Consider the following 25,884-nt stretch of genomic DNA (forward strand, 5'->3'; position numbering starts at 1 on the left):
GGCGCTATTTTGTCGTTTTATAGAACATGTTTTTTCATCACCAAAACTACCGATCAATCTCCGGCTGTTTTAAATGTTTTGGCACATCAAAAAGAATTTAAACGCAGGGGTATCCGTCTCATCATGATACGCATAGCCTAATGCATCAAGATGACGCTTAAAACGCACTTCCGCTCCTGACAATTCAAATGCGGCTAACACCCGACCATAATCTGTACCATAATTGCGATAATGGAATAACGTAATATTCCAGTGAGTTCCCAAAGTTTGGAGGAACTTTAGCAAAGCCCCCGGTGATTCAGGAAATTCAAAACTAAATAAGCGCTCTTTCAATGGCTTAGATGGACGACCGCCGATCATATAGCGAACATGTAATTTCGCCATCTCATCATCAGAGAGATCGGCAACCTGATATCCTGCGGTACGCAATTCCTCGATAATTTCCCGTCGTTCTACCTCACCACGACTCAGGCGAACACCAACGAAAAGACAAGCCTGATCAGGATCTGCATCCGTATAACGATAATTAAACTCTGTTACCACCCGATCGCCCAATTTCTGGCAAAAACTCAGGAAACTCCCTTTCTGTTCAGGAATAGTCACTGCCAGCAATGCTTCCCGCTGCTCGCCCAATTCACAACGCTCAGAGACATAACGTAACCCGTGGAAGCTTACGTTAGCGCCAGAAAGAATATGTGCCAGTCGCTCACCTCTAAGCTGATGCTGCTGAACATACTTTTTCAATCCAGCAAGTGCCAATGCACCGGATGGCTCAGCAATCGCACGCACATCCTCAAACAGATCTTTTACCGCGGCACAAATAGCATCACTGTCTACCGTGATAACATCATCTACATATTGCTGACACAAACGAAATGTTTCATCACCGATACGCTTAACCGCAACACCTTCAGCAAACAAACCAACTCGTGGTAAATCTACCGGATGTCCAGCCTCCATTGCTGCTTTCAGGCAAGCTGAATCTTCCGCTTCCACCCCAATAATTTTAATTTCTGGCATCAGTTGCTTAATCAACACAGCAACGCCAGCAATCAACCCCCCCCCACCGACAGGTACAAAGATTCGATCCAGACGCACATCCTGTTGCAAAAGTTCCATCGCCAGTGTTGCCTGACCTGCGATTACAGCAGGATGATCAAACGGAGGAACAAAGGTATAGCCCTCCTGTTGTGCCATTTCTATCGCTTTAGCTTTAGCCTCATCAAAATTAGCACCATACAACAGAGCCTTACCACCGAAACTCCGGACCGCATCGACTTTAATATCCGCAGTAGTAACCGGCATAACAATCAAAGAGTTAATTCCCAAACGATTGGCAGAAAGTGCAACCCCCTGAGCATGGTTACCGGCTGACGCGGTAATCACTCCTCGGTTTTTTTGTTCCTCAGTCAAACTCGCAATCATGGCATACGCACCACGGAGCTTGAAACTGTGAACAGGTTGCCGATCTTCCCGCTTTACCAAAATAGTATTTCCCAAGCGGGCAGAAATTTTCTCCATTTCCTGCAAAGGAGTCACCTGAGCAACTTCATAAACAGGCGCGCTTAATGCTGCTTTCAAATACTCTGCACCATTTGGTGAGGAAGTTAAGGGAAGACATGCAGCCATACGATTATCCCCCTAACTTAGATTTATCACGGACAGCACCTTTATCCGCACTGGTCGCCAATGAAGCATAAGCTCTCAAGGCAAGCGATACCTGACGTTCACGGGCTTTCGGCGTCCACGATTTATCACCGCGGGCAAATTCCACTTCTTTACGGGTAGCAAGTATCCTTTCATCTACATCAAGTCGAATTTTCCGCAGTGGAATATCAATATCAATAATATCGCCATCTTGAACCAAACCGATTAGCCCACCATTAGCCGCTTCGGGAGAAACATGGCCGATCGACAAACCCGAGGTACCACCAGAGAAACGGCCATCGGTAATCAATGCACAGCTTTTGCCTAGCCCCACAGATTTTAGATAAGTCGTCGGATACAACATTTCCTGCATGCCTGGCCCACCTTTTGGCCCTTCATAACGAATGACCACCACATCACCAGCAACGACTTTTCCACCCAAGATCGCATCAACCGCATCTTCCTGACTTTCGTAAACTTTGGCTGGCCCACGGAACGTCAGACTGCCCTCATCAACCCCGGCGGTTTTTACAATACAACCATCTATAGCCAAATTACCAAATAGAACAGCAAGACCACCATCCCGACTATAGGCATGTTCAATGTCGCGAATACACCCTTCTACACGGTCAGTATCCAACGAAGGCCAACGACAATCTTGTGAAAATGCCTGAGTAGTACGGATACCCGCAGGGCCTGCCGAATACATTTCCTTCACTGACTCATCTACCGTCTGCATCACATCGTATTGATTAAGCGTTTGTAACAAATCCAGACCCAAAACATTTTTAACCTGACGATTCAACAAACCCGCTCTATCCAGCTCACCTAAAATACCGATCACACCACCAGCACGGTGAACATCTTCCATATGGTATTTTTGTGTACTTGGTGCAACTTTACATAGATGAGGGATCTGACGAGACAAACGATCAATATCCGCCATAGTGAAATCAACTTCCCCTTCCTGCGCCGCAGCCAGTAAGTGAAGCACAGTATTCGTTGATCCCCCCATTGCAATATCCAACATCATCGCATTTTCAAATGCGGCTTTCGTTGCAATACTACGCGGCAGAGCACTGTCATCATTTTGTTCATAATAACGCTTAGTCAACTCAACAATGCGCTTGCCTGCATTCAGAAACAGCGCCTTACGATCTGCATGAGTAGCCAGTAATGAGCCATTCCCCGGTTGCGACAAACCCAGTGCCTCTGTAAGGCAATTCATAGAGTTAGCAGTAAACATGCCTGAGCAGGAACCACAAGTTGGGCAAGCTGAGCGCTCAATCTGATTGCTATCTTCATCACTGACCTTCGGGTTCGCGCCTTGGATCATGGCATCGATCAGATCCAATTTAATAATCTGATCTGACAATTTAGTTTTACCTGCCTCCATAGGGCCACCGGAAACAAAAATCGCCGGAATGTTCAGACGTAGTGCTGCCATCAGCATTCCTGGGGTAATTTTGTCACAATTGGAAATACACACCATAGCGTCCGCACAATGTGCATTCACCATATATTCAACAGAATCAGCGATCAATTCACGTGACGGCAGAGAATAGAGCATACCACCATGCCCCATTGCGATACCGTCATCCACCGCTATCGTATTGAACTCTTTTGCAACACCGCCTGATGCTTCAATCTGTTCCGCAACCAGTTTACCTAAGTCCCGCAAATGAACATGCCCTGGAACAAACTGAGTAAATGAGTTAACTACTGCAATAATCGGTTTACCGAAATCTGCATCGGTCATCCCTGTCGCGCGCCATAAAGCGCGAGCTCCTGCCATATTGCGGCCATGAGTCGTAGTGGCAGAACGGTACTTAGGCATTATCTTCACTCCCGTGTTATCAAAACAGGCGGGGAACGAACCGCCCGTTAAATTATTTATATACCCGTCATCTTTCAAGTTGCCTCTTTGTTGGCTGCACTCACTCACCCCGGTCACATAGTTCTCTATGCTCCCGGGGATTCGCTCCCTTGCCGTCGCGATCCCTCTTGAAATCCATTGGGTATAGTTCTATTAAGGATTGACTGGATCTAACCAGCCCCATTTATCATCTGTCGTGCCATCAAACAAGCCAAAGAAAGCTTGTTGAATTTTTTTGGTAATAGGTCCACATCTACCGATACCAACCTGAATATCATCAACACTACGAACGGGTGTGATTTCAGCCGCTGTGCCAGACATAAAAACTTCATCAGCCAGGTACAATGATTCGCGCGACAATACCTGCTCACGCACTTCCAGCCCTAAATCTTTCGCCAGTTTAATAATGGCATCACGAGTAATTCCTGGTAATGCAGCAGAGGTAAATGGTGGGGTAAATAATATGCCATCTTTTACTTCAAATAGATTTTCACCCGCACCCTCAGAGATATAACCAGAAACATCCAGTGCAATACCTTCCTGATACCCACGACGACGAGCTTCACTACCGACTAAAAGCGAAGACAGGTAGTTACCACCGGCTTTAGCCGCAGTTGGCATTGTGTTTGGTGCCGCACGATTCCATGAAGAAACCATCGCATCAATTCCTTGATCCAATGCGCCTTCTCCCAAATAAGCTCCCCACGGAAAGGCGGCAATAATGACATCAGTTTTATAACCAGCAGGTGGATTAACCCCCATGCCAACATCACCGATAAAGACCAATGGACGTATATAAGCACTGACTAAATTATTTTTACGAAGAGTTGCCCGACACGCCTCCATTAATTCATCGACACTCTGGTTCAACGGCATACGATAAATCTTTGCAGAGTCATGTAAACGCTGCATATGCTCACGATGGCGAAAAACCACTGGCCCTTTATGAGAGTCATAGCAGCGAATTCCCTCAAAAACAGATGTGCCGTAATGTAAAGCATGGGACATTACGTGAACTTTAGCATCTGCCCAAGGAACCATCTCACCATTGAACCAAATGTAATCGGATTGCTTCGTCATTCTCTCATTCCTTTATTTCTACGTTATGCACGTATGAGTTGTGATTTTTGTTGCAGGATCTTGACGCCAGCGACATCCACTAATTTAGTCAGTTGTGAAGACAACAAATTAACCGGTTTTTGGCTGGCAACAATTAATTCGATATTAACATTATCGCCATCCATTGTTTGATCCATATTCATGGAACAGATCTGAAATCCACGATGACGCGTTACCCGTAAGATGCGCTCTAATATTTCAGGACGGAAACGAGCATGGATTGCAAGTTGATGCTGCATCATAATGATTTCTCCAACATAGTTTCATTGCTTGCACCGGGAGGAACTAACGGCCAAACGTTCTCTAATTCCTCAATAGATACCTGTAATAAATAGGGGCCCTTACTGCTGAATAATGCATTCAGCGCTTCATCAATCTGTGATTTATCCGTGATATGTTGCCCCGGAATATCAAAAGCTTTCGCTAATGTGACAAAATCGGGGTTATCTGTTAATGTCGTTTCGCTATATCGCTTATCAAAAAACAACTCCTGCCATTGCCGCACCATTCCCAATCGCTGGTTATCCAACAATAAAATTTTTACGGGTAATTGCTTGCGTTTAATTGTCCCCAGTTCTTGGACATTCATCATGAAAGAACCATCTCCAGAGACACAAATCACCATATCTTCCGGTCGAGCAATCTGAGCACCAATTGCAGCAGGGATACCAAATCCCATCGAGCCCAATCCACTAGATGTAATGAAATTTTCAGGCCCATCAAACGTCATATGCTGAGCTGTCCACATTTGATGTTGTCCAACATCGGTAGTAATAACCGTATTAAATGTTTTACGATCTGAAACCTGCTTCAATAACCAAGGCGCATAGATACTCTCTCCCTGATGGTCATAACACCAAGGATATTCAGCTTTCAGATACTTAACTTCCTGTTGCCAGGGCATAATTGACAATGGCTGTTGCAAACGGGGCAATAATACCTTCACATCCCCCAGCAACGACACATGAGCCTGACGTAATTTACCCAACTCTGCCGGATCGATATCCAGATGAATGATTTTTGCACACGGAGCAAAAGTATTAAGTTTGCCAGTCACACGATCATCAAAACGAGCACCTACAGCAATCAACAAATCACATGACTGAACGGCAAGATTGGCCGCTTTCGAACCATGCATCCCAAGCATTCCCAGATAACATGGATGTTCTGAATCGGCAGCCCCCAAGCCTTTCAACGTAGAAGCAACCGGCATACCTGTTTCCACAACAAAATCTCGCAGAACAGAAACTGCTTGAGACATCCCTACTCCACCACCGACATACAACACTGGCTTTGTCGCAGCCGCAACCATTTTCCGGGCTTGTTCTAATTCACTTTCCGAGCAGGGCTCCTTTTGTTCAACGGGTACCAAATGTGGTACAAAATTCCCCTCTTTCAACTGAATATCTTTAGGAATATCAATCAAAACTGGGCCAGGTCGACCACTAGTGGCAATAGAAAAGGCTTCCGCCATAATTTGAGGTAAATCTTCCAGTGAGTCCACTAAGAAACTGTGTTTGGTACAAGCAAGGGAGAGACCTAAAACATCGACTTCTTGGAAGGCATCAGTTCCAATCAATTCAGAACCAACCTGACCAGTGATAGCAACAATAGGAACAGAATCTAACAATGCATCGGCTAATCCAGTGATTAAGTTTGTTGCTCCCGGTCCCGATGTAGCGATACAAACTCCCGGCTTACCACTGGCTCTCGCATAGCCGATTGCAGCCATAGCTGCCCCCTGTTCATGCCGACAAAGCAAATGCTCCACACCACCATCGTACAAAGCATCATAAACCGGCATGATCGTACCACCAGGGTAGCCAAAAACCTTATCAATCCCCTGCGTTCGTAATGCCTTTACAACCCACTGCGCCCCATTCATTTTTCATATCCCCTGTGTTTACCCTGTGAGACAAGATTTTGTTCTGTTGTATGTTTCCGTCTCTACCGGATTTTGCTTGTCGAAAAAAAACCCCCGCGCCTTTCGGTGCGGGGGTCTTCGAGAGATTTGGCTGTTCTTCTAAGCCTTTCTTCGTCCAAGTGCAGCCCCGCTCGGTGGGATAATAATCACCACCACGCTGACAATAATTAGGCTAATCACTAGGACAAATGTGTTCATAATCTTGGTCATTTAATTCGTTTGTTTAATCTATATTTAAGAGTTATCACGTTCTTCATAGCTTGACAACATTTATTTTGTTTTATTACTCGATATAAAAAAATACCTTTTATTTTCAATTAAATACTTGTCATACGGATTATTTGTTCAGTAAATAGATCGATTTAAGTGATAAAAACTAACTGATTAGATATAAACAAAACAACACATTAATAGATAACATAAAAAACAAATCATCCGACTATAATCAAAAATAAAGAGCTTATTATTAATCACTTAGGTGACAAAAACTTCTCATTAAAAATAAAGCATAGTGATATAACATACGAAATTCATCCACTGTAAAAATATATAAATTTGAATTTAAATTAAATTCAACCAATAAAAAATCAATCTAAAAACACAACCTAAATAATAACAACATCTCAAAACAAGAATATAAAGATAATAGACACAATGATTTAATCACTAAAGCATAAAAAATTATGCCATTAAAATCAACAAAATAGAATAAAAATAATTTAATTTAAATTTCAAAATAAAAATTTTATAGTTGCTTCGAAAAATATTTATCAGAGCCGCTTCGCAAAAAAATAATAGAAAACTATTTATCATCTAATTTCAGTCCATCATATATACCCAATGGATTTCAAGATGGATCGCGACGGCAAGGGAGAGAATCCCCGGGAGCATAGATAACAATGTGACTGGGGTGAGCGAGTGCAGCCAACAAAGAGGCAACTTGAAAGATAACGGGTATACACTTTCTTACTAAGGAGAATAGGATGGCCCTCGCTGTTATTTATACCAGAGCGACTATAGGTATTCATGCCCCTATTGTTACTGTTGAAGCGCATATTAGTAATGGTTTACCTGGATTAACCTTAGTTGGTTTGCCTGAAACAGCCGTAAAAGAAGCAAGAGATCGTGTCAGAAGCGCATTGATCAACAGCGGGTTTACCTATCCGCCTAAAAGAATCACCGTCAATCTTGCACCCGCAGATCTTCCCAAAGAAGGCGGCCGTTATGATTTGCCGATCGCTATCGCTATTCTAGCCGCTTCAGAACAAATACCTACCAATAAACTAAGTCATTACGAATTTCTTGGTGAACTCGCTCTATCCGGGGGTTTACGGAAAGTTAACGGCGCAATTCCAGCCGCACTCAGCGCAGGAAAAGCAGGAAGACAACTTATTCTACCAACAGAAAACGCAATGGAGCTGGCAATTTTATCTCAGAATGAAACGTTAATGACAGAACACCTCTTACATATCTGCCACTTTCTTCAGGGAGAACAACAACTGCTGACAGCACCAATCCAACATGAATCCTTAACAGAACCATCACAACCGGATCTTCAGGATATTATTGGCCAGGAACAAGCAAAACGCGCCCTAGAAATCACAGCAGCAGGCGGACATAATCTTTTGCTACTTGGCCCACCAGGGACAGGAAAAACAATGTTGGCAAGCCGGCTATGTAGTCTATTACCACCATTAACAAACAAAGAGGCCCTTGAGGTTGCCGCCATCAATAGCCTGATGGATACCTACCTTTCACCTCAACAATGGCATACACGCCCATTTAGAGCGCCTCATCACAGTTCTTCAATGGCAGCTCTGGTCGGCGGCGGTGGGCTCCCAAAACCTGGTGAAATTTCACTTGCTCACAACGGCGTGCTATTTCTAGATGAACTACCTGAATTTGAACGCAGAGTCCTTGATGCTCTCAGAGAACCGCTGGAATCAGGGGAAATCATTATCTCCCGAGCCAGAGCAAAAGTTTGTTTTCCTGCCCAAGTTCAATTGATAGCAGCAATGAATCCTAGCCCTACAGGCTATCATCAGGGCATTAACAATCGAAGTAGTCCTCAGCAAATACTTCGATACCTAGCGAAACTTTCTGGTCCTTTCTTAGATCGTTTCGATCTCTCAATTGAAGTTCCCTTGTTACCCATTGGAACATTGAGTAGCTCTGTTAGACCAAGCGAAAGCAGCAAAGATGTAAGATTAAGAGTACTGGCGGCGCGAGAAATACAACTGAAACGTTGTGGAAAAATTAATGCTCATCTGAATAGTAAAGAGACAGAGGCATTTTGTAAGCTCAAACCTAACGACGCTGTATTTCTAGAACAAACTCTAATAAAGCTAGGGCTTTCAATCCGAGCATGGCACCGAATTCTGAAAACATCCCGGACACTTGCCGACTTAGAAGAAAAAAAAGAGATAGAAAAACCACATATCATGGAAGCCTTAAGCTATCGCAGTATGGACAGGTTATTAATACAATTACAAAAACAATCAGGTTAGCAATGAAAAAGGGGCAAAGCCCCTATATTCATAACTTGTGATAATATTAATCATCAGTGTCGGTATAGTCATCAGAAGCATCGATCTGGGGCTTACCGCCTGAAAGAGTATGAAAACGCTTTGGACGCCTAATCCTTGCAAGATATTTGGTCCAGACTTTTTCTTCTATTGTCACAGGCTGCCGCTCACCCCGGCAAACAGCAACAAACAGCTCTTCTACTTCTGTTTGAGGCTCGCGTTTACCAAGATCTAACTCATTGAACGCATAACCATGGCGCTCTAGTAATTGCGCCTCTTTAATGGTGAAATCGCCATGGCGGGAGAACCCGCGAGGGTAATTTTTGTTATCAAAAAAACGATTAGTCGTGATGAAGCTTTCGGCCATCTGACACACTCCTAATTCTAGTACTGTTACTATCATGCTAATTATGGCGCGGAGTATTAGATAGGCCTGGCGTTCTGTAAAACAAAAAATTTAAATCTTAACGATAAATATTATTGGAGATATATGTGGACACTGAATTACTGAAAACCTTCTTGGAAGTCAGTAAAACTCGTCACTTTGGGAGAGCAGCCGAATCACTGTACCTGACGCAATCAGCAGTTAGCTTTCGCATACGCCAACTAGAAAATCAATTAGGTACTCATCTTTTCACTCGCCATCGCAATAACATCCGTCTTACAGCAGCGGGAGAGCGCCTTATTCCCTATGCAGAATCACTGATGAGCACCTGGCAATTGGCTAAAAAAGAGATAATGCATGCTTCTCAACATACTGAATTAACAATTGGTGCCACTGCATCACTATGGGAATCATATTTAACTTCCTGGTTACAAGACTTCTATAAAAAACATCAGGAATTAAGATTGGAATCCCGAGTTTCTACACGGCAATCCCTTGTTAAGCAGCTTCATTCACGTGAGTTAGATCTGTTGATTACTACCGAACCGCCCAAAATGGATGAGTTCCAAAGCCTATTATTAGGAAATATTCGCTTGAAGTTATTAACAACAGAAGAAAATCTGAAATACCAAATTAAAAATTACATCAAACTAGAATGGGGAGCTGATTTCCATCATCAGGAACAACGGATTTTAAAAAGTGATCAGTTACCCACCATCACAACCACTTCAGCACATATAGCCCGCCAACTGCTCAATAGCGTAAGAGGAGCCGCCTTCTTACCAATACACTGGCAAAATGAATATCCAGAGCTGGTCTCTTATCCAAATACTGAACTAATTGAACGCCCATTATATGCCATATGGCTACAAAAAAATGATCAGCAAGCATTCATTCAACAGCTATTAAAAATACCTATCATACATACTTCTACAAGAGGTTAAGAAGCATCCATGTAAATCATTTAAGAAAATAGTAAGGGAGAAAGAAATTTCAAATAGAGCATACGGTGGGATTACTTTTGCTATCTTCCCACATATAGCTCCCTATTTACCAAGTAATCCCTACGTATAGTATAAGCTGAATCAGACGTAGTGTTTCCACCTTATCGTTTTAGGTATCCTTTCCTTCAAACCGAGCTTTTCTTAAGAAAAAAACTTTCACAATCAAAATATTAGTTAAGATCCATTCATACATATCCTCTAGACACTTAGTTCAGAAGGACTTTAACTAGTATGAAAATTGCCAAAAAGTCTAAAAAGTTATCTATAAGAATTCACTTTGACAATAGATAATTAGAAAGAAAGGTTTTATTGCTATAAGATCGAATAACATTGAGAACTGAAAAATGTGTAACAACATCAATGAAATGATGAATTCAAATCAATGGCAACATTAGCTTTACGAACCAGACAATATTTGCGAACAAATTTTCCAAGTGAGATCATTTCTGGAGAAAAGGCTCGCATAAGGGGATTTTTAATGTAACGGCAAATCCGTTTTTCTTACAAAGTTCCATTAAGAAAAAGGCGCTGACCAAAAAGCCAGCGCCTTATCAATAATCTAATCCAAGTAGCATATATGGATCACCAATACTATAAACTACCTTAGTTGCCACTTAGCTTATAACTGGCAGGGGCGGAGAGACTCGAACTCCCAACACCCGGTTTTGGAGACCGGTGCTCTACCAATTGAACTACGCCCCTAAATTAAGGTGGCGGTGCGGACGGGGCTCGAACCCGCGACCCCCGGCGTGACAGGCCGGTATTCTAACCAACTGAACTACCGCACCACCGAATTCTCTTTGATTTATATCGCTGTTACGACATAAAACTTAAATATCAAGCTTGGCAGCTTACAAACGGCTTTCCTGCCGTTTGCTCTTCGGGCCGCCGCCCCTCGCGACGTTCAAATCCGTTCCCGACGGAGTTGTCCTACTCGCTACCACTGGGGTGTTGTATTGCTTTTCTATCGCCATACAACACAAAATTAAAGCCTGGCAGTGTCCTACTCTCACATGGGGAGACCCCACACTACCATCGGCGCTACGGCGTTTCACTGCTGAGTTCGGCATGGGGTCAGGTGGGACCACCGCGCTATCGCCGCCAGGCATATTCGGTTTTCTTCCGGCCGTTGTCGCTCTTCTGCCACAACCACCCGAATCAATCTCTGAACAAGCTGAAAAGTCATCTCTCTGCTGTCAACCGGCTTCTGCCGGCTGCCCTCTGAACACCAAAACACCTTCGGTGTTGTAAGGTTAAGCCTCTCGGTTCATTAGTACTGGTCAGCTCAATGCATCGCTGCACTTACACACCCAGCCTATCCACGTCTTCGTCTTAAACGTTCCTTCCGTGACCTCAGTCAGGGGAAGACTCATCTCAAGGCAAGTTTCCCGCTTAGATGCTTTCAGCGGTTATCTCTCCCGCACTTAGCTACCGGGCTATGCCATTGGCATGACAACCCGTACACCAGCGGTGCGTCCACTCCGGTCCTCTCGTACTAGGAGCAGCCCCTTTCAATCTTCCTGCGCCCACGGCAGATAGGGACCGAACTGTCTCACGACGTTCTAAACCCAGCTCGCGTACCACTTTAAATGGCGAACAGCCATACCCTTGGGACCTACTTCAGCCCCAGGATGTGATGAGCCGACATCGAGGTGCCAAACACCGCCGTCGATATGAACTCTTGGGCGGTATCAGCCTGTTATCCCCGGAGTACCTTTTATCCGTTGAGCGATGGCCCTTCCATTCAGAACCACCGGATCACTAAGACCTACTTTCGTACCTGCTCGAACCGTCACTCTCGCAGTTAAGCTGGCTTATGCCTTTGCACTAACCTCACGATGTCCGACCGTGATTAGCCAACCTTCGTGCTCCTCCGTTACCCTTTGGGAGGAGACCGCCCCAGTCAAACTACCCGCCAGACACTGTCCCCGGCCCGGTTTACGGGCCCAGGTGAGAACATCGAACATTCAAGGGTGGTATTTCAAGGATGGCTCCATGCAGACTGGCGTCCGCACTTCTCAGCCTCCCACCTATCCTACACATCAAGGCTCCATGTTCAGTGTCAAGCTATAGTAAAGGTTCACGGGGTCTTTCCGTCTTGCCGCGGGGACACTGCATCTTCACAGCGAGTTCAATTTCACTGAGTCTCGGGTGGAGACAGCCTGGCCATCATTACGCCATTCGTGCAGGTCGGAACTTACCCGACAAGGAATTTCGCTACCTTAGGACCGTTATAGTTACGGCCGCCGTTTACTGGGGCTTCTGTCAAGAGCCTCGCCTTGCGGCTAACCCCATCAATTAACCTTCCAGCACCGGGCAGGCGTCACACCGTATACGTCCACTTACGTGTTTGCACAGTGCTGTGTTTTTAATAAACAGTTGCAGCCAGCTGGTCTCTGCGACTGGCTTCAGCTCCGGAGGCAAACCCCTTCACCTACCGCCAGCGTGCCTTCTCCCGAAGTTACGGCACCATTTTGCCTAGTTCCTTCACCCGAGTTCTCTCAAGCGCCTGAGTATTCTCTACCTGACCACCTGTGTCGGTTTGGGGTACGATTCAATATGACCTGAGGCTTAGAGGCTTTTCCTGGAAGCCGGGCATCAACCACTTCACCGCCGTAACGGCTCGTCATCACGCCTCAGTGTTCACAGAAGAGCGGATTTACCTGCTCCTCCCACCTACACGCTTAAACCGGGACAACCGTCGCCCGGATGGCCTAGCCTTCTCCGTCCCCCCTTCGCAGTCACATTCAGTACAGGAATATTAACCTGTTTCCCATCAGCTACGCCTCTCGGCCTCACCTTAGGGGTCGACTCACCCTGCCCCGATTAACGTTGGACAGGAACCCTTGGTCTTCCGGCGAGCGGGTTTTTCACCCGCTTTATCGTTACTTATGTCAGCATTCGCACTTCTGATACCTCCAGCAGGCCTCACAGCTCCACCTTCTCCGGCTTACAGAACGCTCCCCTACCCAATAACACTTGCGTGTCACTGCCGCAGCTTCGGTGCATGGTTTAGCCCCGTTACATCTTCCGCGCAGGCCGACTCGACCAGTGAGCTATTACGCTTTCTTTCAATGATGGCTGCTTCTAAGCCAACATCCTGGCTGTCTGGGCCTTCCCACATCGTTTCCCACTTAACCATGACTTCGGGACCTTAGCTGGCGGTCTGGGTTGTTTCCCTCTTCACGACGGACGTTAGCACCCGCCGTGTGTCTCCCGTGATACCATTCTTCGGTATTCGCAGTTTGCATCGGGTTGGTAAGCCGGGATGGCCCCCTAGCCGAAACAGTGCTCTACCCCCGAAGATGAATTCACGAGGCGCTACCTAAATAGCTTTCGGGGAGAACCAGCTATCTCCCGGTTTGATTGGCCTTTCACCCCCAGCCACAGGTCATCCGCTAATTTTTCAACATTAGTCGGTTCGGTCCTCCAGTTAGTGTTACCCAACCTTCAACCTGCCCATGGCTAGCTCACCGGGTTTCGGGTCTATACCCTGCAACTCTTTCGCCCAGTTAAGACTCGGTTTCCCTGCGGCTCCCCTATCCGGTTAACCTTGCTACAGAATATAAGTCGCTGACCCATTATACAAAAGGTACGCAGTCACCCTGATTAATCACGGCTCCCACTGCTTGTACGTACACGGTTTCAGGTTCTCTTTCACTCCCCTCGCCGGGGTTCTTTTCGCCTTTCCCTCACGGTACTGGTTCACTATCGGTCAGTCAGGAGTATTTAGCCTTGGAGGATGGTCCCCCCACCTTCAGACAGGATTTCTCGTGTCCCGCCTTACTCATCGAACTCACAGCCATACCATCTTCGAGTACGGGGCTGTCACCCTCTCTCGCCGGCCTTTCCAGACCGTTCCTCTGATGCTATCGCTGATGCAGGTTCTGGGCTCCTCCCCGTTCGCTCGCCGCTACTGGGGGAATCTCGGTTGATTTCTTTTCCTCGGGGTACTGAGATGTTTCAGTTCCCCCGGTTCGCCTCATTAACCTATGAATTCAGTTAATGATAGTGCAACGCATTGCACTGGGTTTCCCCATTCGGACATCGCCGGCTCTGTCGCTTCATATCAGCTCACCGACGCTTTTCGCAGATTAGCACGTCCTTCATCGCCTCTGACTGCCTAGGCATCCACCGTGTACGCTTAGTCGCTTAACCTCACAACCCGAAACTGTCTCGGACTGTTCAGCTTGAGAGACACCTCAACAATACCTCGGCGATATTATTGAGTATTTCAATTTTTCAGCTTGTTCCAGATTGTTAAAGAGCATCTATCGCTAAACAGATTCACCTAAATCCGCTTAAAGATAACCTGACAACGCCTTTCACCCGTCATCCCGCAATATGGCGTCCCCTAGGGGATTCGAACCCCTGTTACCGCCGTGAAAGGGCGGTGTCCTAGGCCTCTAGACGAAGGGGACCCGCTGGTCAGCTTCGCAGACTCATTTGCACTCTATTTTCATCAGACAATCTGTGTGAGCACTGCACTCAACCTCTCTCAGGTAAGGAGGTGATCCAACCGCAGGTTCCCCTACGGTTACCTTGTTACGACTTCACCCCAGTCATGAGCCACAAAGTGGTCAGCGCCCCCCTTTCGGTTAAGCTACCGACTTCTTTTGCAACCCACTCCCATGGTGTGACGGGCGGTGTGTACAAGGCCCGGGAACGTATTCACCGTAGCATGCTGATCTACGATTACTAGCGATTCCGACTTCATGGAGTCGAGTTGCAGACTCCAATCCGGACTACGACAGACTTTGTGTGTTCCGCTTGCTCTCGCGAGGTCGCTTCACTTTGTATCCGCCATTGTAGCACGTGTGTAGCCCTACTCGTAAGGGCCATGATGACTTGACGTCATCCCCACCTTCCTCCGGTTTATCACCGGCAGTCTCCTTTGAGTTCCCACCTTCACGTGCTGGCAACAAAGGATAAGGGTTGCGCTCGTTGCGGGACTTAACCCAACATTTCACAACACGAGCTGACGACAGCCATGCAGCACCTGTCTCTCAGTTCCCTAAGGCACTTCGCTGTCTCCAGCAAATTCTGAGGATGTCAAGAGTAGGTAAGGTTCTTCGCGTTGCATCGAATTAAACCACATGCTCCACCGCTTGTGCGGGCCCCCGTCAATTCATTTGAGTTTTAACCTTGCGGCCGTACTCCCCAGGCGGTCGATTTAACGCGTTAGCTTCGGAAGCCACCGTTCAAGACCGCAACCTCCAAATCGACATCGTTTACAGCGTGGACTACCAGGGTATCTAATCCTGTTTGCTCCCCACGCTTTCGCACCTGAGCGTCAGTCTTCGTCCAGGGGGCCGCCTTCGCCACCGGTATTCCTCCACATCTCTACGCATTTCACCGCTACACATGGAATTCTACCCCCCTCTACGAGACTCCAGTCAACCAGTCTTAGATGCCATTCCCAGGTTGAGCCCGGGGATTTCACATCTAACTTAATTGACCGCCTGCGTGCGCTTTACGCCCAGTCATTCCGATTAACGCTTGCACCCTCCGTATTACCGCGGCTGCTGGCACGGAGTTAGCCGGTGCTTCTTCTGCGGGTAACGTCAAAGTCCAGCCCTCTTCAGGCTAAACCCTTCCTCCCCGCTGAAAGTACTTTACAACCCGAAGGCCTTCTTCATACACGCGGCATGGCTGCATCAGGCTTGCGCCCATTGTGCAATATTCCCCACTGCTGCCTCCCGTAGGAGTCTGGGCCGTGTCTCAGTCCCAGTGTGGCTGGTCATCCTCTCAGACCAGCTAGAGATCGTCGCCTAGGTAGGCCATTACCCTACCTACCAGCTAATCCCATCTGGGTTCATCCGACGGCGTGAGGCCCTTTCAGGTCCCCCACTTTGGTCTCGCGACATTATGCGGTATTAGCCACCGTTTCCAGTGGTTATCCCCCGCCCTCGGGCAGATCCCCAGACATTACTCACCCGTCCGCCGCTCGTCAGCAAAAGTGCAGGCACTTTCCTGTTACCGCTCGACTTGCATGTGTTAGGCCTGCCGCCAGCGTTCAATCTGAGCCATGATCAAACTCTTCAATTTAAATCAAAGTTTGATGCTCAAAGAATTCCTGACTAATTATTTCGTAATGAATTAACTGTTGTTCACTCTTCAAGACTTTAAAACGTATTTTTTTGTGATACGGTCTTGTGAGTGCCCACACAGATTGTCTGATTAATTGTTAAAGAGCAGGCTGACATAAAAAATAACATTCTCGTTCAGCCGGGCTGCGTATACTACGCTGTTCGCCCGCAGAGTCAAGCACTGATTATCGCTTTCTCTGCCCGACCTCACAATGTTTATCAGCGTTGTGTCGGTCAGTGGTGGCGCATTATAGGGAGCTCAGATTTTTATACAATACTTTTTTTCACATTTACCACCAACAGGCGAATTCTTGTTCTTTTTGGGTGAAATTTCAACCACAATAGCCCTGTTCAACAAGTTTCTTTCATTGCATACTGGTATTTTCCTCACTAAAATCTTATTTAAAGTAAATATCCATTTTTTCATCAGAGGTATACATGTCCGAAACGTTACGCAGTTACCTTGATATTCAGCCCAAAGTTGGTCAGAACGTTATGCTAGATTCATCTAGTGTAATCATTGGTGATGTTAGACTTGCTGATGATGTCAGTATATGGCCTTTAGTTGTCATCCGTGGGGACGTTAATTATGTATCTATTGGTGCACGTACTAACATTCAAGATGGCTCTATATTACATGTGACACACAAAACAACAGACAATCCTGATGGTTTTCCCTTGATTGTGGGGGATGATGTCACTATTGGGCATAAAGTTATACTTCATGGCTGCACTATCGGTAATCAAGTACTTATCGGTATGGGCTCCATCCTACTTGATGGTTCAGTGATTGAAGATAACGTTATTATTGGTGCAGGCAGCCTAGTAGCCCCAGGTAAGATATTAGAAAGTGGGTACCTTTATATTGGTAGTCCTGCCCGCCAGGCCAGAAAACTAAAACCTGAAGAATTAAAAGGGCTATGTTATTCGGCAAGCCATTACGTTAGCTTGAAAAATAACTATTTGCAGGAAGGTAATATGTAACGTCCCAAATGATCATCATCCTCGTTATTAATTACTAATTCGAATTCTTCTTCTATATCCCAACGATTTTGTCGAAAAAGACTTAGTGGATGATGATCTTCCGCCCCATAACGGTATAAAAGCTCCTTGGCACTTATAACACATTGAACCAATAATCCATTTACCAGTGCGGGAAAAATGACTATCTGCTCTTGCTCGCTCCACTCTTCTCTATCAGGAAATTGGATAGATTGATTCACGAACGTAACTCCTGTTCCAATGTTAGTAACACAGGTGAAATTTCAGGCAATACACCATGCCATAATTTAAATGAATGAGCAGCTTGCCCCACTAACATCCCCAGCCCATCCGCATAACGAGAAACACCATGCTTCCTAGCAAAGGAAATAAAGGGCGTCAAATTAGCCTGGTAAAACATATCATAACAGACACAATTCTCATTAAATATGAATGGAGATATAGTAGGAATCTCACCATTAATACCAGATGCAGTCGCATTGATAATGAGATCAAACTCAGGACTATTAAGTACTTTCATCTCAGCAGGCCGAATACTGCCTATTGCCGAAAAATTATTAGCAACCTGTATAGCGCGACTAAACGTGCGGTTTGTAATTGTAATTTTACAACCAAATTCTAATAATGGAAATAAAACACCTCTGGCAGCTCCACCAGCTCCAATGATTAAAATATGCTGCCCTTGAGTAATAAACTCAAGTCGCATCAAGTCTGTTAATAACCCTATACCATCCGTGTTATCACCAAGCAATTGATTATTATTAAGTAATTTCAAAGTATTAACTGCACCGCTGAGTCTTGCCCGTTCAGTCAACTCATTTGCTCGAATAAATGCCTGCTCTTTAAATGGCACAGTAATATTGACTCCTATACCTCCCTGTTTAAGAAATGTATCCAATGCCTCTTGAAATTTACTTATCGGCACCAGAATTTTCCCATAACGATGCTCAATACCTGTCTGTCTAGCAAATAACTGATGGATACGCGGAGATTTACTATGCGCAACAGGATTACCAAAGACAGCAAATTGATCCATATTTATCTCCCCTTACCCTTGACGATAAAGCTCACCAGTTAAAGCATCCCGAATTTCTGAAGGGTTTTTCCGACCTCCAACATCTCCGTTTAATATAGGAAGCTTATCTCCAAACTGTTGTCTAACTTCTTCTGCTGTTCTGCATGGTTCAAGGCCATTCAAATTTGCACTGGTCGACACCAACGGTTTCCCATAAAAAGTACATAACTGTTTCACCAAAGGATGATCACTAACTCTGACAGCCAAGGTAGCGAATTGCCCTGTCAACCACTTAGGTGCACTAAATTTGGCAGGAATCACCCAGGTTACAGGCCCTGGCCAACAAGCAAACATAGCTTTTTTTTGTTCTTCTGTTAGAAGTTTATCATCAAGATACGGTTGTAATTGTTCATAATTATCTGCGATAAGAATCAACCCTTTCTGCCAAGGACGTTTCTTTAATATAAGCAGTTCATTTACTGCTTTTTCACTATCAGGATCACATCCAAGTCCAAAAACAGCTTCAGTCGGATAGGCAATCACTTTTTCTGCTTTTAATGCTGTTAATACACTCTCAAATGCAGGTGATGCTTCATTGCTCATTTTATTACTCTGCTTAATTTATTTGCCGTTTTCCACACAACTTACTAGCACAAAATAACTTTACACCTTGTGATGTACGTTTTTCCACTAGCAACGAATAAGAACAAAACTCACATTTACCCGCAATTGGCTTATTATTTAATACAAACTGGCAATTAGGGTAACGGTTACACGCATGGAAAATTTTTCCGAAACGTGATTTCCTTTGGAGTAGTTGTCCTTGTTTACATTGCGGACAGGCTATTAACGTCTCATCCGGTTTATCAATTAGTTCTGTATGTTCGCATTCAGGATAACGACTACAGCCAATGAACATGCCATAACGTCCTTGGCACAAAATCAAATTGACTCCACACGCGGGACATAGCTGCCCTTCAAGTTCTTTTACCACATGCCCATCACGTTGCCCTTTTAATGGACGAATATATTGACATGATGGATAACCAGAACATCCAAGAAATGGGCCATGGATACCATTACGCATAACCAACGCAGAACCACATTCAGGGCAATATTCAGTTTCATTGGTGGAGAAAGGAACCATTTTTGCCATACTATTTTCACTCAAAAACTCATTCTCATATGACGTTGCACAGGACTCTAAAAATTCAGTCAATTTAATTCACACGCACATAACCACCAGCAACCACAGTCACCTTACCCAGTAATTCCAGCTCAAGGAGCTTTGTCATGACCTCAGTTATAGGTAATGAAGAACGCTGAGCAATAATATCAACAGGCGTTACTTCAGCGCCTACGTTAACTAGCACATCAGTAAATGGCAACTCAGTTTGCTCAAACTGCGGTTTTACTTCTTCCTCCGTTCTTTCCATATTCAACCATTGTAATGAACTGTAAACATGTTCCACAATATCCATTGCATTTGTAGCTAAGTATGCACCTTGTTTTATTAACCAGTGATTGCCTTCGCTCACTGAATTTCCCAAAAGCCCTGGTAATGCAAATACATCCCTTCCTTGTTCAAGGGCACAACGAGCAGTAATTAACGAACCACTATTTTGACCTGCCTCTACAACAATCACTGCTGAGCTTAATCCACTGATAATTCTATTTCTTCTAGGAAAATTTTTTGCGCGTGGCGGAGTATCCGGAAAAAATTCAGAAACAAGAGCACCATTCTCCTCAATTTGCTTTGCTAATAATCCGTGTCTATGAGGATAAATCTGTCCAAGCCCACTACCTAATACAGCTACTGTTTTACCTCCACTATCCAATGCAGCTCGGTGACAAATACCATCAATACCGATAGCTAAACCACTAGCAATAACTAACTCATATCCAACCAGTTCACTTGCAAAAATTCTTCCCCATCTCTCACCATAATAACTTGCTGTCCTGCTCCCTACCATCGCCACCTGCTTCTTTAAAAGAATATCTGGTTTTCCTGCCACAAAAAGCACAAGCGGAGGGGTATGTATCTGCTTTAATAGAGGTGGATACGAAGGGTGAGAATATGTCAATAAATGGTGCTCTGGCTGTTCCAGCCACTTAAGGCATGAAGCTAGTAAGGTTTTATTTACTTTAGTAAATTGCAGACATTGTTCTGGCGATAATCCACTATCTTTCAACACAGTGAGATAACGACTCCCGGAATATAACAATTTTTCTGCAACATTTGCTGCTCTCTCTGTTGCCAAATGAGAAATCATCTTCATTCGCAACCATACTTCCATAGCTTCCATGTTGTCATCCTGGCTAAGATTGACGGACAAAACTAAACTGCTCAATTAGCAATCGATACTGTCAATCTAAACGGGAAATGTCTAGAATAGACATAGAACACCATTAACATTTTGGATGCAGATCTAAACATATATGTCAGTATTACAAGTATTACATTACCCAGACGAGCGGCTTCGCACTATTGCAACGCCTGTTGAAACAGTTGATGCAGAGATTCGACGTATCATTGATGATATGTTTGAAACTATGTATGCAGAAGAAGGTATCGGTTTGGCAGCAACACAAGTTGATATTCATCAGCGTATTGTTGTTATTGACGTATCAGAAACACGTAATGAGCGTCTCGTTCTGATCAACCCAGAATTACTGGAAAAAAGTGGTGAAACTGGGATCGAAGAGGGCTGTTTGTCTATTCCTGAACAACGAGCACTGGTGCCACGAGCCGAAAAAGTCAAAATCAAAGCCCTAGATTACAATGGTCGACCATTTGAATTACAAGCTGATGACTTACTTGCAATTTGTATTCAGCATGAGATGGACCACTTAATTGGTAAACTTTTTGTGGATTACTTATCTCCACTGAAACGCCAACGTATACGCCAGAAAGTAGAAAAACTGGATAAACAAAAAGCCCGAACCAAGTAAATTATATTAATACAGGAAATAAACGTGTCTGATTCTTTACGTATTGTTTTTGCCGGAACACCTGATTTTGCAGCACGCCATCTAGAGGCTTTGTTAATGTCTCAGCATGAGGTGGTTGGCGTTCTAACTCGACCAGATAAACCGGCAGGAAGAGGTAAAAAACTAACACCCAGTCCTGTAAAAGTACTGGCAGAGGAACGTAATATCACCGTTTTTCAGCCAGCTACTTTACGCTCAGAAGAAAACCAACAATGGGTTCTAAAACAACAACCTGATGTTCTCATCGTTGTTGCCTATGGATTGATCCTTCCCAAAGTTGTTTTAAATATTCCAGAATTAGGTTGCCTAAACGTACATGGTTCCCTACTACCACGTTGGCGAGGTGCAGCACCCATTCAACGCTCACTTTGGGCTGGTGATACAGAAACTGGCGTAACAATAATGCAAATGGATATAGGTCTTGATACTGGCGACATGCTATATAAAGCAAGATGCCCTATTACACCTGAGGATACCAGTGCCAGTTTATACGAAAAACTGGCCAATATTGGGCCAGATGCGTTACTCAAAACATTATCATTAATAACATCAGGTAAAAGTCAACCTGAAACTCAAAACGAAAATTTAGTTACCTACGCTGAAAAACTAAGCAAAGAAGAAGCCCGCATAAATTGGGAACTATCTGCAACCCACCTTGAACGTTGTATTCGCGCATTTAATCCCTGGCCCATGAGCTTTTTCGAAATGGAAGGACAACCTATTAAAGTTTGGAAAGCAGAAGCCATTGAAGAACAAACTTCGGTAGAGCCAGGAACTGTACTAAAAGCAGACAAAGAAGGTATTTATATTGCTACCGCTGATGGAATTCTGAACATTACACAGTTACAACCTGCCGGTAAAAAAGCAATGTCAGCAGCAAATCTACTTAATTCTAAACGTGAATGGTTTACTCCAGGTAATAAAATCAACTGAATACTATTTTATGCTGTAATCTCTCTCACAAACTTTCTCTTAATGCTGGCTTTTGTCAGCTCTTTTAATTATGAAAAACACATATAATCTGCGAAGTATCACCGCAAAAGCAATCAATCAAGTTCTGGATCAAGGACAGTCTCTCAGTACAGTCTTACCCAAACTGCAACAAAATATAACTGATAAAGACAAACCCTTGTTACAGGAATTATCTTTCGGAGTGTTACGCGTATTACCACAGCTAGAGTGGATAATAGGTCAACTAATGGTAAAACCATTAAAAGGTAAACAACGTATTCTTCATTACCTGCTTATGGTTGGGATATACCAACTTGCCTATACTCGTATTCCAGCCCATGCCGCACTTGCTGAAACAGTAAACGGAGCCGTAACTCTGAAGCATTCTCAATTAAAAGGGTTAATTAATGGCGTTCTTCGCCAATTTCAGAGACAACAGCTACAGTTAATGGAATGTACGCAAAATAATTCCAGCCACCACTTACACCCAGAATGGCTATTAACTCGAATCCAAAAAGCCTATCCACAACAATGGCAACAACTTATTAATGCTAATAATAAAAAACCCCCTATGTGGTTACGAGTTAATCGTATATACCATAGTCGGGATGAATATCTCACTCTTCTTCGTAAATCAGGAATTGATGCGGAACCAGCGCCCAAATCACCTTCTGCTATCCGCATAATTTCCCCTTGCCCTGTAACAATATTACCTGGATTTGACAAAGGTTGGGTCACTGTCCAAGATTTATCCGCACAAGAGTGTGTCGAGTTACTAAAACCCATAAATGGAGAGAAAATTCTCGATCTTTGTGCAGCACCAGGAGGGAAAACAACATATATCCTCGAAATAGCACCAGAATCTCAAGTAGTAGCGGTAGATATTGATGAGCAAAGAATCAAACGAGTAAAAGAAAATCTCAAACGCCTTAACTGCCACGCTACAGTAAAAACCGGTGATGGACGCCACCCTGAACATTGGGCAGAGAACCAGCAATTCGACCGCATTCTTTTGGATGCACCGTGTTCAGCAACAGGAGTAATCCGTCGCCATCCTGATATCAAGTGGTTACGCCGCGAGGAAGATATTGCTCAATTAGTTCAATTACAATCTGAAATTCTTGATGCAATTTGGCCATACTTAAAGAAAAGCGGAACGTTAGTATATGCAACCTGTTCTATTCTACCAGATGAAAATTGTCAGCAAATCAGCTCGTTTTTAAAACGCCACTCAGATGCAAAACTCGCGGGAACAGAGACAAATGATTGTCTAGGAAAACAAATAATACCTGAGTTAAATGGTGGTGATGGTTTCTTTTACGCTCGATTAACTAAACGGTAATATATCTCTACGATTTATAGAGATAATTATTTGTTTGCAATAAGTTAGAGAATACTATGAAAATAATTATTCTTGGTGCAGGTCAAGTTGGCGGTACATTAGCTGAAAATCTGGTAGGTGAAAATAACGATATCACCATAGTCGATACTGATCCCAACCGTCTACACCAACTACAGGATAAATTCGATCTCAGAGTAGTCAATGGTCATGGTTCTTACCCCAGAGTATTAAGAGAAGCTGGTGCTGAAGATGCTGATATGTTAGTTGCTGTAACTAATTCTGACGAAACTAACATGATCGCATGTCAAATTGCTTATTCCTTATTTAACACCCCAAATAAAGTTGCGCGAATACGCGCAGCAGAATATATTCGTGAAGCAGATAAACTTTTTCTGCCCAATGATATTCCTATTGATTATCTTATTTCACCAGAACAACTTGTTATAGATTATATTTATAAACTAATTCAATATCCTGGCGCCTTACAAGTCGTTAACTTTGCCGAAGGCCGAGTAAGTATTGTTGCAGTAAAAGCTTATTATGGAGGCTCACTTGTAGGGAATGCACTTTCCTCACTTCGTGAACACATGCCGCATATTAATACCAGAGTTGCAGCAATATTCCGTCAGGATCGACCAATAAGACCTCAAGGTTCTACAATTATTGAAGCCGGTGACGAAGTTTTCTTTGTAGCTGCATCACAACATATTCGTGCTGTAATGAGTGAGCTTCAACGTTTAGAAAAACCCTACAAACGTATTATGATTGTAGGTGGCGGTAATGTGGGAGCAGGCCTCGCACTACGTCTAGAAAAAGATTACAGGGTTAAATTAATTGAACGAAATCAGCAAAGAGCTATAGAACTAGCCGAATTATTACATGACACCATTGTTTTCTATGGGGATGCCTCCGATCAAGAGTTATTAGCTGAAGAACATATAGAACAAGTTGATGTATTTATTGCTCTAACCAACGATGACGAGGCAAATATCATGTCTGCAATGCTTGCCAAACGCATGGGTGCCAAAAAAGCCATAGTTCTCATTCAACGTAGTGCATATGTCGATTTAGTACAAGGTGGTGTCATTGATATTGCAATCTCTCCACAACAAGCGACGATTTCCGCTCTGTTAGGTCATGTTCGCAAAGCAGATATTGTAAGCGTTTCCTCATTACGTCGTGGAGTGGCCGAAGCTATCGAAGCGATTGCTCATGGGGATGAAAATACGTCAAAGGTTGTTGGTCGAACTGTAGGTGATATTAAATTACCACCAGGCACTACAATTAGTGCAATAGCTCGCGGTAACGAAGTCCTTATTGCTAGTGATTACAGTGTTATCGAACAAGGAGATCATGTAATTATGTTTATTACAGATAAGAAATTTGTCCCCGAAGTAGAGAAACTATTCCAGCCAAGCCCTTTTTTCCTTTAAAAGCCAAAGAAATCATTATGCATCAGTCATATAATTAGAACACAATAACTAATACAACTTGGTATGTTTTAATTAAAAGGGTGTGATGAAACTTTTAAATCAGTTTATGAATTTACTATGAAAGATAATTTTGCCAATTTAGCTGCTGACGTCAGTATCGATATGATTTTAAAAGAACACCTTACCATCATTCACTATTTTTCTACACAATAAAACTAATAAACAGATCATTTAGTAAAAGGAGATTGAAGTTATATCAAATACTCCCAATTACCGAAACAAAATTATTATTAGAAGTTCGTAGATTACTGAAAAGTAGGAAATAGACCTATTAAACTAAAAGACCAGTAGTAAAGAATCTAATGACCCCTTACCACTGGTCTCCCAGCTACTTGCTTTGCTATGTTTTTCTTTCCTCTGGTAACTTCCTTTTCCTTTTTTATTTTTTTCAACTCGTTGTTTAAATAGCGGATCACGTAATAGAGCTTCTAGAGCATTATCCTTTATTACACCTTTCTTATGGTGATATGTAATCATCACATACCTCTATCATATTAATTTATCTACCAGCATAGTAATTG

General features: G+C 43.9%; 20 protein-coding genes, 3 tRNA genes and 3 rRNA genes. 7 read left to right on the top strand and 19 right to left on the bottom strand.

The window, feature by feature from the left end; translation table 11 throughout:
* Nucleotides 1-69: 69 nt before the first annotated feature.
* The 6 genes from ilvA to ilvL form a co-directional block, all read right to left on the bottom strand.
* Entirely contained in the window at nucleotides 70-1,629 is a 1,560-nt protein-coding gene (gene ilvA / locus PluTT01m_RS24025) for a threonine ammonia-lyase, biosynthetic (protein WP_011148751.1), read from the bottom strand.
* Between the two features lie 4 nt (nucleotides 1,630-1,633).
* Nucleotides 1,634-3,484: a dihydroxy-acid dehydratase gene (ilvD, locus tag PluTT01m_RS24030; RefSeq protein ID WP_011148752.1), complete on the bottom strand. Its 1,851-nt coding sequence runs from the start codon at nucleotides 3,482-3,484 to the stop codon at nucleotides 1,634-1,636.
* 192 nt (nucleotides 3,485-3,676) lie between these two features.
* Nucleotides 3,677-4,603 carry a branched-chain amino acid transaminase gene (locus PluTT01m_RS24035; RefSeq protein ID WP_011148753.1) on the bottom strand — a complete coding sequence of 309 codons (927 nt, stop codon included), beginning with the start codon at nucleotides 4,601-4,603 and terminating at the stop codon, nucleotides 3,677-3,679.
* Nucleotides 4,604-4,626: 23 nt separating this feature from the next.
* Nucleotides 4,627-4,884, bottom strand: a complete 258-nt coding sequence (gene ilvM / locus PluTT01m_RS24040) for an acetolactate synthase 2 small subunit (protein WP_011148754.1) — start codon at nucleotides 4,882-4,884, stop codon at nucleotides 4,627-4,629.
* Nucleotides 4,881-6,527 (bottom strand): acetolactate synthase 2 catalytic subunit, encoded by a 1,647-nt coding sequence (gene ilvG / locus PluTT01m_RS24045; protein ID WP_011148755.1) that lies wholly within the window; start codon nucleotides 6,525-6,527, stop codon nucleotides 4,881-4,883. Before ilvG ends, ilvM begins: the two co-directional genes overlap by 4 nt.
* 138 nt (nucleotides 6,528-6,665) lie before the next feature.
* On the bottom strand, nucleotides 6,666-6,764 hold the full coding sequence (ilvL, locus tag PluTT01m_RS24050) for an ilv operon leader peptide (RefSeq protein ID WP_109792007.1): 99 nt from the start codon (nucleotides 6,762-6,764) through the stop codon (nucleotides 6,666-6,668).
* A 785-nt stretch (nucleotides 6,765-7,549) separates the two neighbouring features.
* Between ilvL and PluTT01m_RS24055 the strand changes: the two genes are divergently transcribed.
* Nucleotides 7,550-9,073, top strand: coding sequence for a YifB family Mg chelatase-like AAA ATPase (locus PluTT01m_RS24055; RefSeq protein WP_011148756.1), 1,524 nt, complete (start codon nucleotides 7,550-7,552; stop codon nucleotides 9,071-9,073).
* 46 nt (nucleotides 9,074-9,119) lie between these two features.
* Here the strand turns inward: PluTT01m_RS24055 and PluTT01m_RS24060 are convergent, their stop codons facing one another.
* Nucleotides 9,120-9,458: a MaoP family protein gene (locus PluTT01m_RS24060; RefSeq protein ID WP_011148757.1), complete on the bottom strand. Its 339-nt coding sequence runs from the start codon at nucleotides 9,456-9,458 to the stop codon at nucleotides 9,120-9,122.
* Nucleotides 9,459-9,583: 125 nt separating this feature from the next.
* Here PluTT01m_RS24060 and hdfR point away from each other — a divergent pair, with 125 nt between their 5' ends.
* Entirely contained in the window at nucleotides 9,584-10,420 is an 837-nt protein-coding gene (gene hdfR, locus PluTT01m_RS24065; RefSeq protein WP_011148758.1) for an HTH-type transcriptional regulator HdfR, read from the top strand.
* A 686-nt stretch (nucleotides 10,421-11,106) separates the two neighbouring features.
* Here hdfR and PluTT01m_RS24070 read toward each other — a convergent pair.
* The 6 genes from PluTT01m_RS24070 to PluTT01m_RS24095 form a co-directional block, all read right to left on the bottom strand.
* A tRNA-Trp gene (locus tag PluTT01m_RS24070) sits at nucleotides 11,107-11,182 on the bottom strand.
* Between the two features lie 9 nt (nucleotides 11,183-11,191).
* Nucleotides 11,192-11,268 (bottom strand) — tRNA-Asp (locus tag PluTT01m_RS24075).
* Between the two features lie 202 nt (nucleotides 11,269-11,470).
* Nucleotides 11,471-11,586 (bottom strand): 5S ribosomal RNA (rrf, locus tag PluTT01m_RS24080).
* A gap of 143 nt (nucleotides 11,587-11,729) precedes the next feature.
* Nucleotides 11,730-14,638 (bottom strand): 23S ribosomal RNA (locus tag PluTT01m_RS24085).
* Between the two features lie 187 nt (nucleotides 14,639-14,825).
* A tRNA-Glu gene (locus PluTT01m_RS24090) sits at nucleotides 14,826-14,901 on the bottom strand.
* 82 nt (nucleotides 14,902-14,983) lie between these two features.
* Nucleotides 14,984-16,528 (bottom strand): 16S ribosomal RNA (locus PluTT01m_RS24095).
* Together the 16S, 23S and 5S rRNA genes with 3 tRNA genes alongside form the textbook arrangement of a ribosomal RNA operon.
* A 479-nt stretch (nucleotides 16,529-17,007) precedes the next feature.
* On the opposite strand from PluTT01m_RS24095, the gene PluTT01m_RS24100 reads away from it, so the two are divergent.
* Nucleotides 17,008-17,553, top strand: a complete 546-nt coding sequence (locus tag PluTT01m_RS24100; RefSeq protein ID WP_011148759.1) for a gamma carbonic anhydrase family protein — start codon at nucleotides 17,008-17,010, stop codon at nucleotides 17,551-17,553.
* Here PluTT01m_RS24100 and PluTT01m_RS24105 read toward each other — a convergent pair.
* The 5 genes from PluTT01m_RS24105 to dprA all read right to left on the bottom strand — a co-directional run bounded on the left by PluTT01m_RS24105 (nucleotide 17,529) and on the right by dprA (nucleotide 20,892).
* On the bottom strand, nucleotides 17,529-17,792 hold the full coding sequence (locus tag PluTT01m_RS24105) for a DUF1488 family protein (protein ID WP_011148760.1): 264 nt from the start codon (nucleotides 17,790-17,792) through the stop codon (nucleotides 17,529-17,531). The genes PluTT01m_RS24100 and PluTT01m_RS24105 overlap by 25 nt on opposite strands.
* Nucleotides 17,789-18,607 (bottom strand): shikimate dehydrogenase, encoded by an 819-nt coding sequence (gene aroE / locus PluTT01m_RS24110; protein WP_011148761.1) that lies wholly within the window; start codon nucleotides 18,605-18,607, stop codon nucleotides 17,789-17,791. The genes PluTT01m_RS24105 and aroE overlap by 4 nt, the downstream gene beginning before the upstream one ends.
* A 12-nt stretch (nucleotides 18,608-18,619) precedes the next feature.
* Nucleotides 18,620-19,189, bottom strand: a complete 570-nt coding sequence (tsaC, locus tag PluTT01m_RS24115) for an L-threonylcarbamoyladenylate synthase type 1 TsaC (RefSeq protein ID WP_011148762.1) — start codon at nucleotides 19,187-19,189, stop codon at nucleotides 18,620-18,622.
* Between the two features lie 13 nt (nucleotides 19,190-19,202).
* Complete coding sequence (locus PluTT01m_RS24120) at nucleotides 19,203-19,742, bottom strand: topoisomerase DNA-binding C4 zinc finger domain-containing protein (RefSeq protein ID WP_041380425.1); 540 nt, start codon at nucleotides 19,740-19,742, stop codon at nucleotides 19,203-19,205.
* Nucleotides 19,743-19,806: 64 nt separating this feature from the next.
* Complete coding sequence (gene dprA, locus PluTT01m_RS24125) at nucleotides 19,807-20,892, bottom strand: DNA-protecting protein DprA (RefSeq protein ID WP_011148764.1); 1,086 nt, start codon at nucleotides 20,890-20,892, stop codon at nucleotides 19,807-19,809.
* A gap of 133 nt (nucleotides 20,893-21,025) precedes the next feature.
* On the opposite strand from dprA, the gene def reads away from it, so the two are divergent.
* The 4 genes from def (at nucleotide 21,026) to trkA (ending at nucleotide 25,303) form a co-directional block, all read left to right on the top strand.
* Entirely contained in the window at nucleotides 21,026-21,538 is a 513-nt protein-coding gene (gene def, locus PluTT01m_RS24130; protein ID WP_011148765.1) for a peptide deformylase, read from the top strand.
* 24 nt (nucleotides 21,539-21,562) lie between these two features.
* The gene (gene fmt / locus PluTT01m_RS24135; protein WP_011148766.1) at nucleotides 21,563-22,510 is read left to right on the top strand and encodes a methionyl-tRNA formyltransferase; all 948 of its coding nucleotides are present in this window, start codon (nucleotides 21,563-21,565) and stop codon (nucleotides 22,508-22,510) included.
* A 70-nt stretch (nucleotides 22,511-22,580) separates the two neighbouring features.
* On the top strand, nucleotides 22,581-23,870 hold the full coding sequence (rsmB, locus tag PluTT01m_RS24140; protein ID WP_011148767.1) for a 16S rRNA (cytosine(967)-C(5))-methyltransferase RsmB: 1,290 nt from the start codon (nucleotides 22,581-22,583) through the stop codon (nucleotides 23,868-23,870).
* A 56-nt stretch (nucleotides 23,871-23,926) separates the two neighbouring features.
* Complete coding sequence (trkA, locus tag PluTT01m_RS24145; protein ID WP_011148768.1) at nucleotides 23,927-25,303, top strand: Trk system potassium transporter TrkA; 1,377 nt, start codon at nucleotides 23,927-23,929, stop codon at nucleotides 25,301-25,303.
* A 336-nt stretch (nucleotides 25,304-25,639) separates the two neighbouring features.
* Here trkA and PluTT01m_RS24150 read toward each other — a convergent pair whose 3' ends face one another.
* Nucleotides 25,640-25,840: an alternative ribosome-rescue factor A gene (locus PluTT01m_RS24150; RefSeq protein WP_011148769.1), complete on the bottom strand. Its 201-nt coding sequence runs from the start codon at nucleotides 25,838-25,840 to the stop codon at nucleotides 25,640-25,642.
* Nucleotides 25,841-25,884: the final 44 nt, after the last annotated feature.

It is taken from the genome of Photorhabdus laumondii subsp. laumondii (genome assembly GCF_003343245.1).
Lineage (GTDB): Bacteria > Pseudomonadota > Gammaproteobacteria > Enterobacterales > Enterobacteriaceae > Photorhabdus > Photorhabdus laumondii.

Coding starts and splice junctions, on each gene's coding strand:
- ilvA (WP_011148751.1), bottom strand. CDS start 1,629: ATGGCTGCATGTCTTCCCTTAACTTCCTCACCAAATGGTGCAGAGTAT.
- ilvD (WP_011148752.1), bottom strand. CDS start 3,484: ATGCCTAAGTACCGTTCTGCCACTACGACTCATGGCCGCAATATGGCA.
- PluTT01m_RS24035 (WP_011148753.1), bottom strand. CDS start 4,603: ATGACGAAGCAATCCGATTACATTTGGTTCAATGGTGAGATGGTTCCT.
- ilvM (WP_011148754.1), bottom strand. CDS start 4,884: ATGATGCAGCATCAACTTGCAATCCATGCTCGTTTCCGTCCTGAAATA.
- ilvG (WP_011148755.1), bottom strand. CDS start 6,527: ATGAATGGGGCGCAGTGGGTTGTAAAGGCATTACGAACGCAGGGGATT.
- ilvL (WP_109792007.1), bottom strand. CDS start 6,764: ATGAACACATTTGTCCTAGTGATTAGCCTAATTATTGTCAGCGTGGTG.
- PluTT01m_RS24055 (WP_011148756.1), top strand. CDS start 7,550: ATGGCCCTCGCTGTTATTTATACCAGAGCGACTATAGGTATTCATGCC.
- PluTT01m_RS24060 (WP_011148757.1), bottom strand. CDS start 9,458: ATGGCCGAAAGCTTCATCACGACTAATCGTTTTTTTGATAACAAAAAT.
- PluTT01m_RS24100 (WP_011148759.1), top strand. CDS start 17,008: ATGTCCGAAACGTTACGCAGTTACCTTGATATTCAGCCCAAAGTTGGT.
- aroE (WP_011148761.1), bottom strand. CDS start 18,607: ATGGATCAATTTGCTGTCTTTGGTAATCCTGTTGCGCATAGTAAATCT.
- tsaC (WP_011148762.1), bottom strand. CDS start 19,189: ATGAGCAATGAAGCATCACCTGCATTTGAGAGTGTATTAACAGCATTA.
- PluTT01m_RS24120 (WP_041380425.1), bottom strand. CDS start 19,742: ATGGCAAAAATGGTTCCTTTCTCCACCAATGAAACTGAATATTGCCCT.
- dprA (WP_011148764.1), bottom strand. CDS start 20,892: ATGGAAGCTATGGAAGTATGGTTGCGAATGAAGATGATTTCTCATTTG.
- def (WP_011148765.1), top strand. CDS start 21,026: ATGTCAGTATTACAAGTATTACATTACCCAGACGAGCGGCTTCGCACT.
- rsmB (WP_011148767.1), top strand. CDS start 22,581: ATGAAAAACACATATAATCTGCGAAGTATCACCGCAAAAGCAATCAAT.
- trkA (WP_011148768.1), top strand. CDS start 23,927: ATGAAAATAATTATTCTTGGTGCAGGTCAAGTTGGCGGTACATTAGCT.
- PluTT01m_RS24150 (WP_011148769.1), bottom strand. CDS start 25,840: ATGATTACATATCACCATAAGAAAGGTGTAATAAAGGATAATGCTCTA.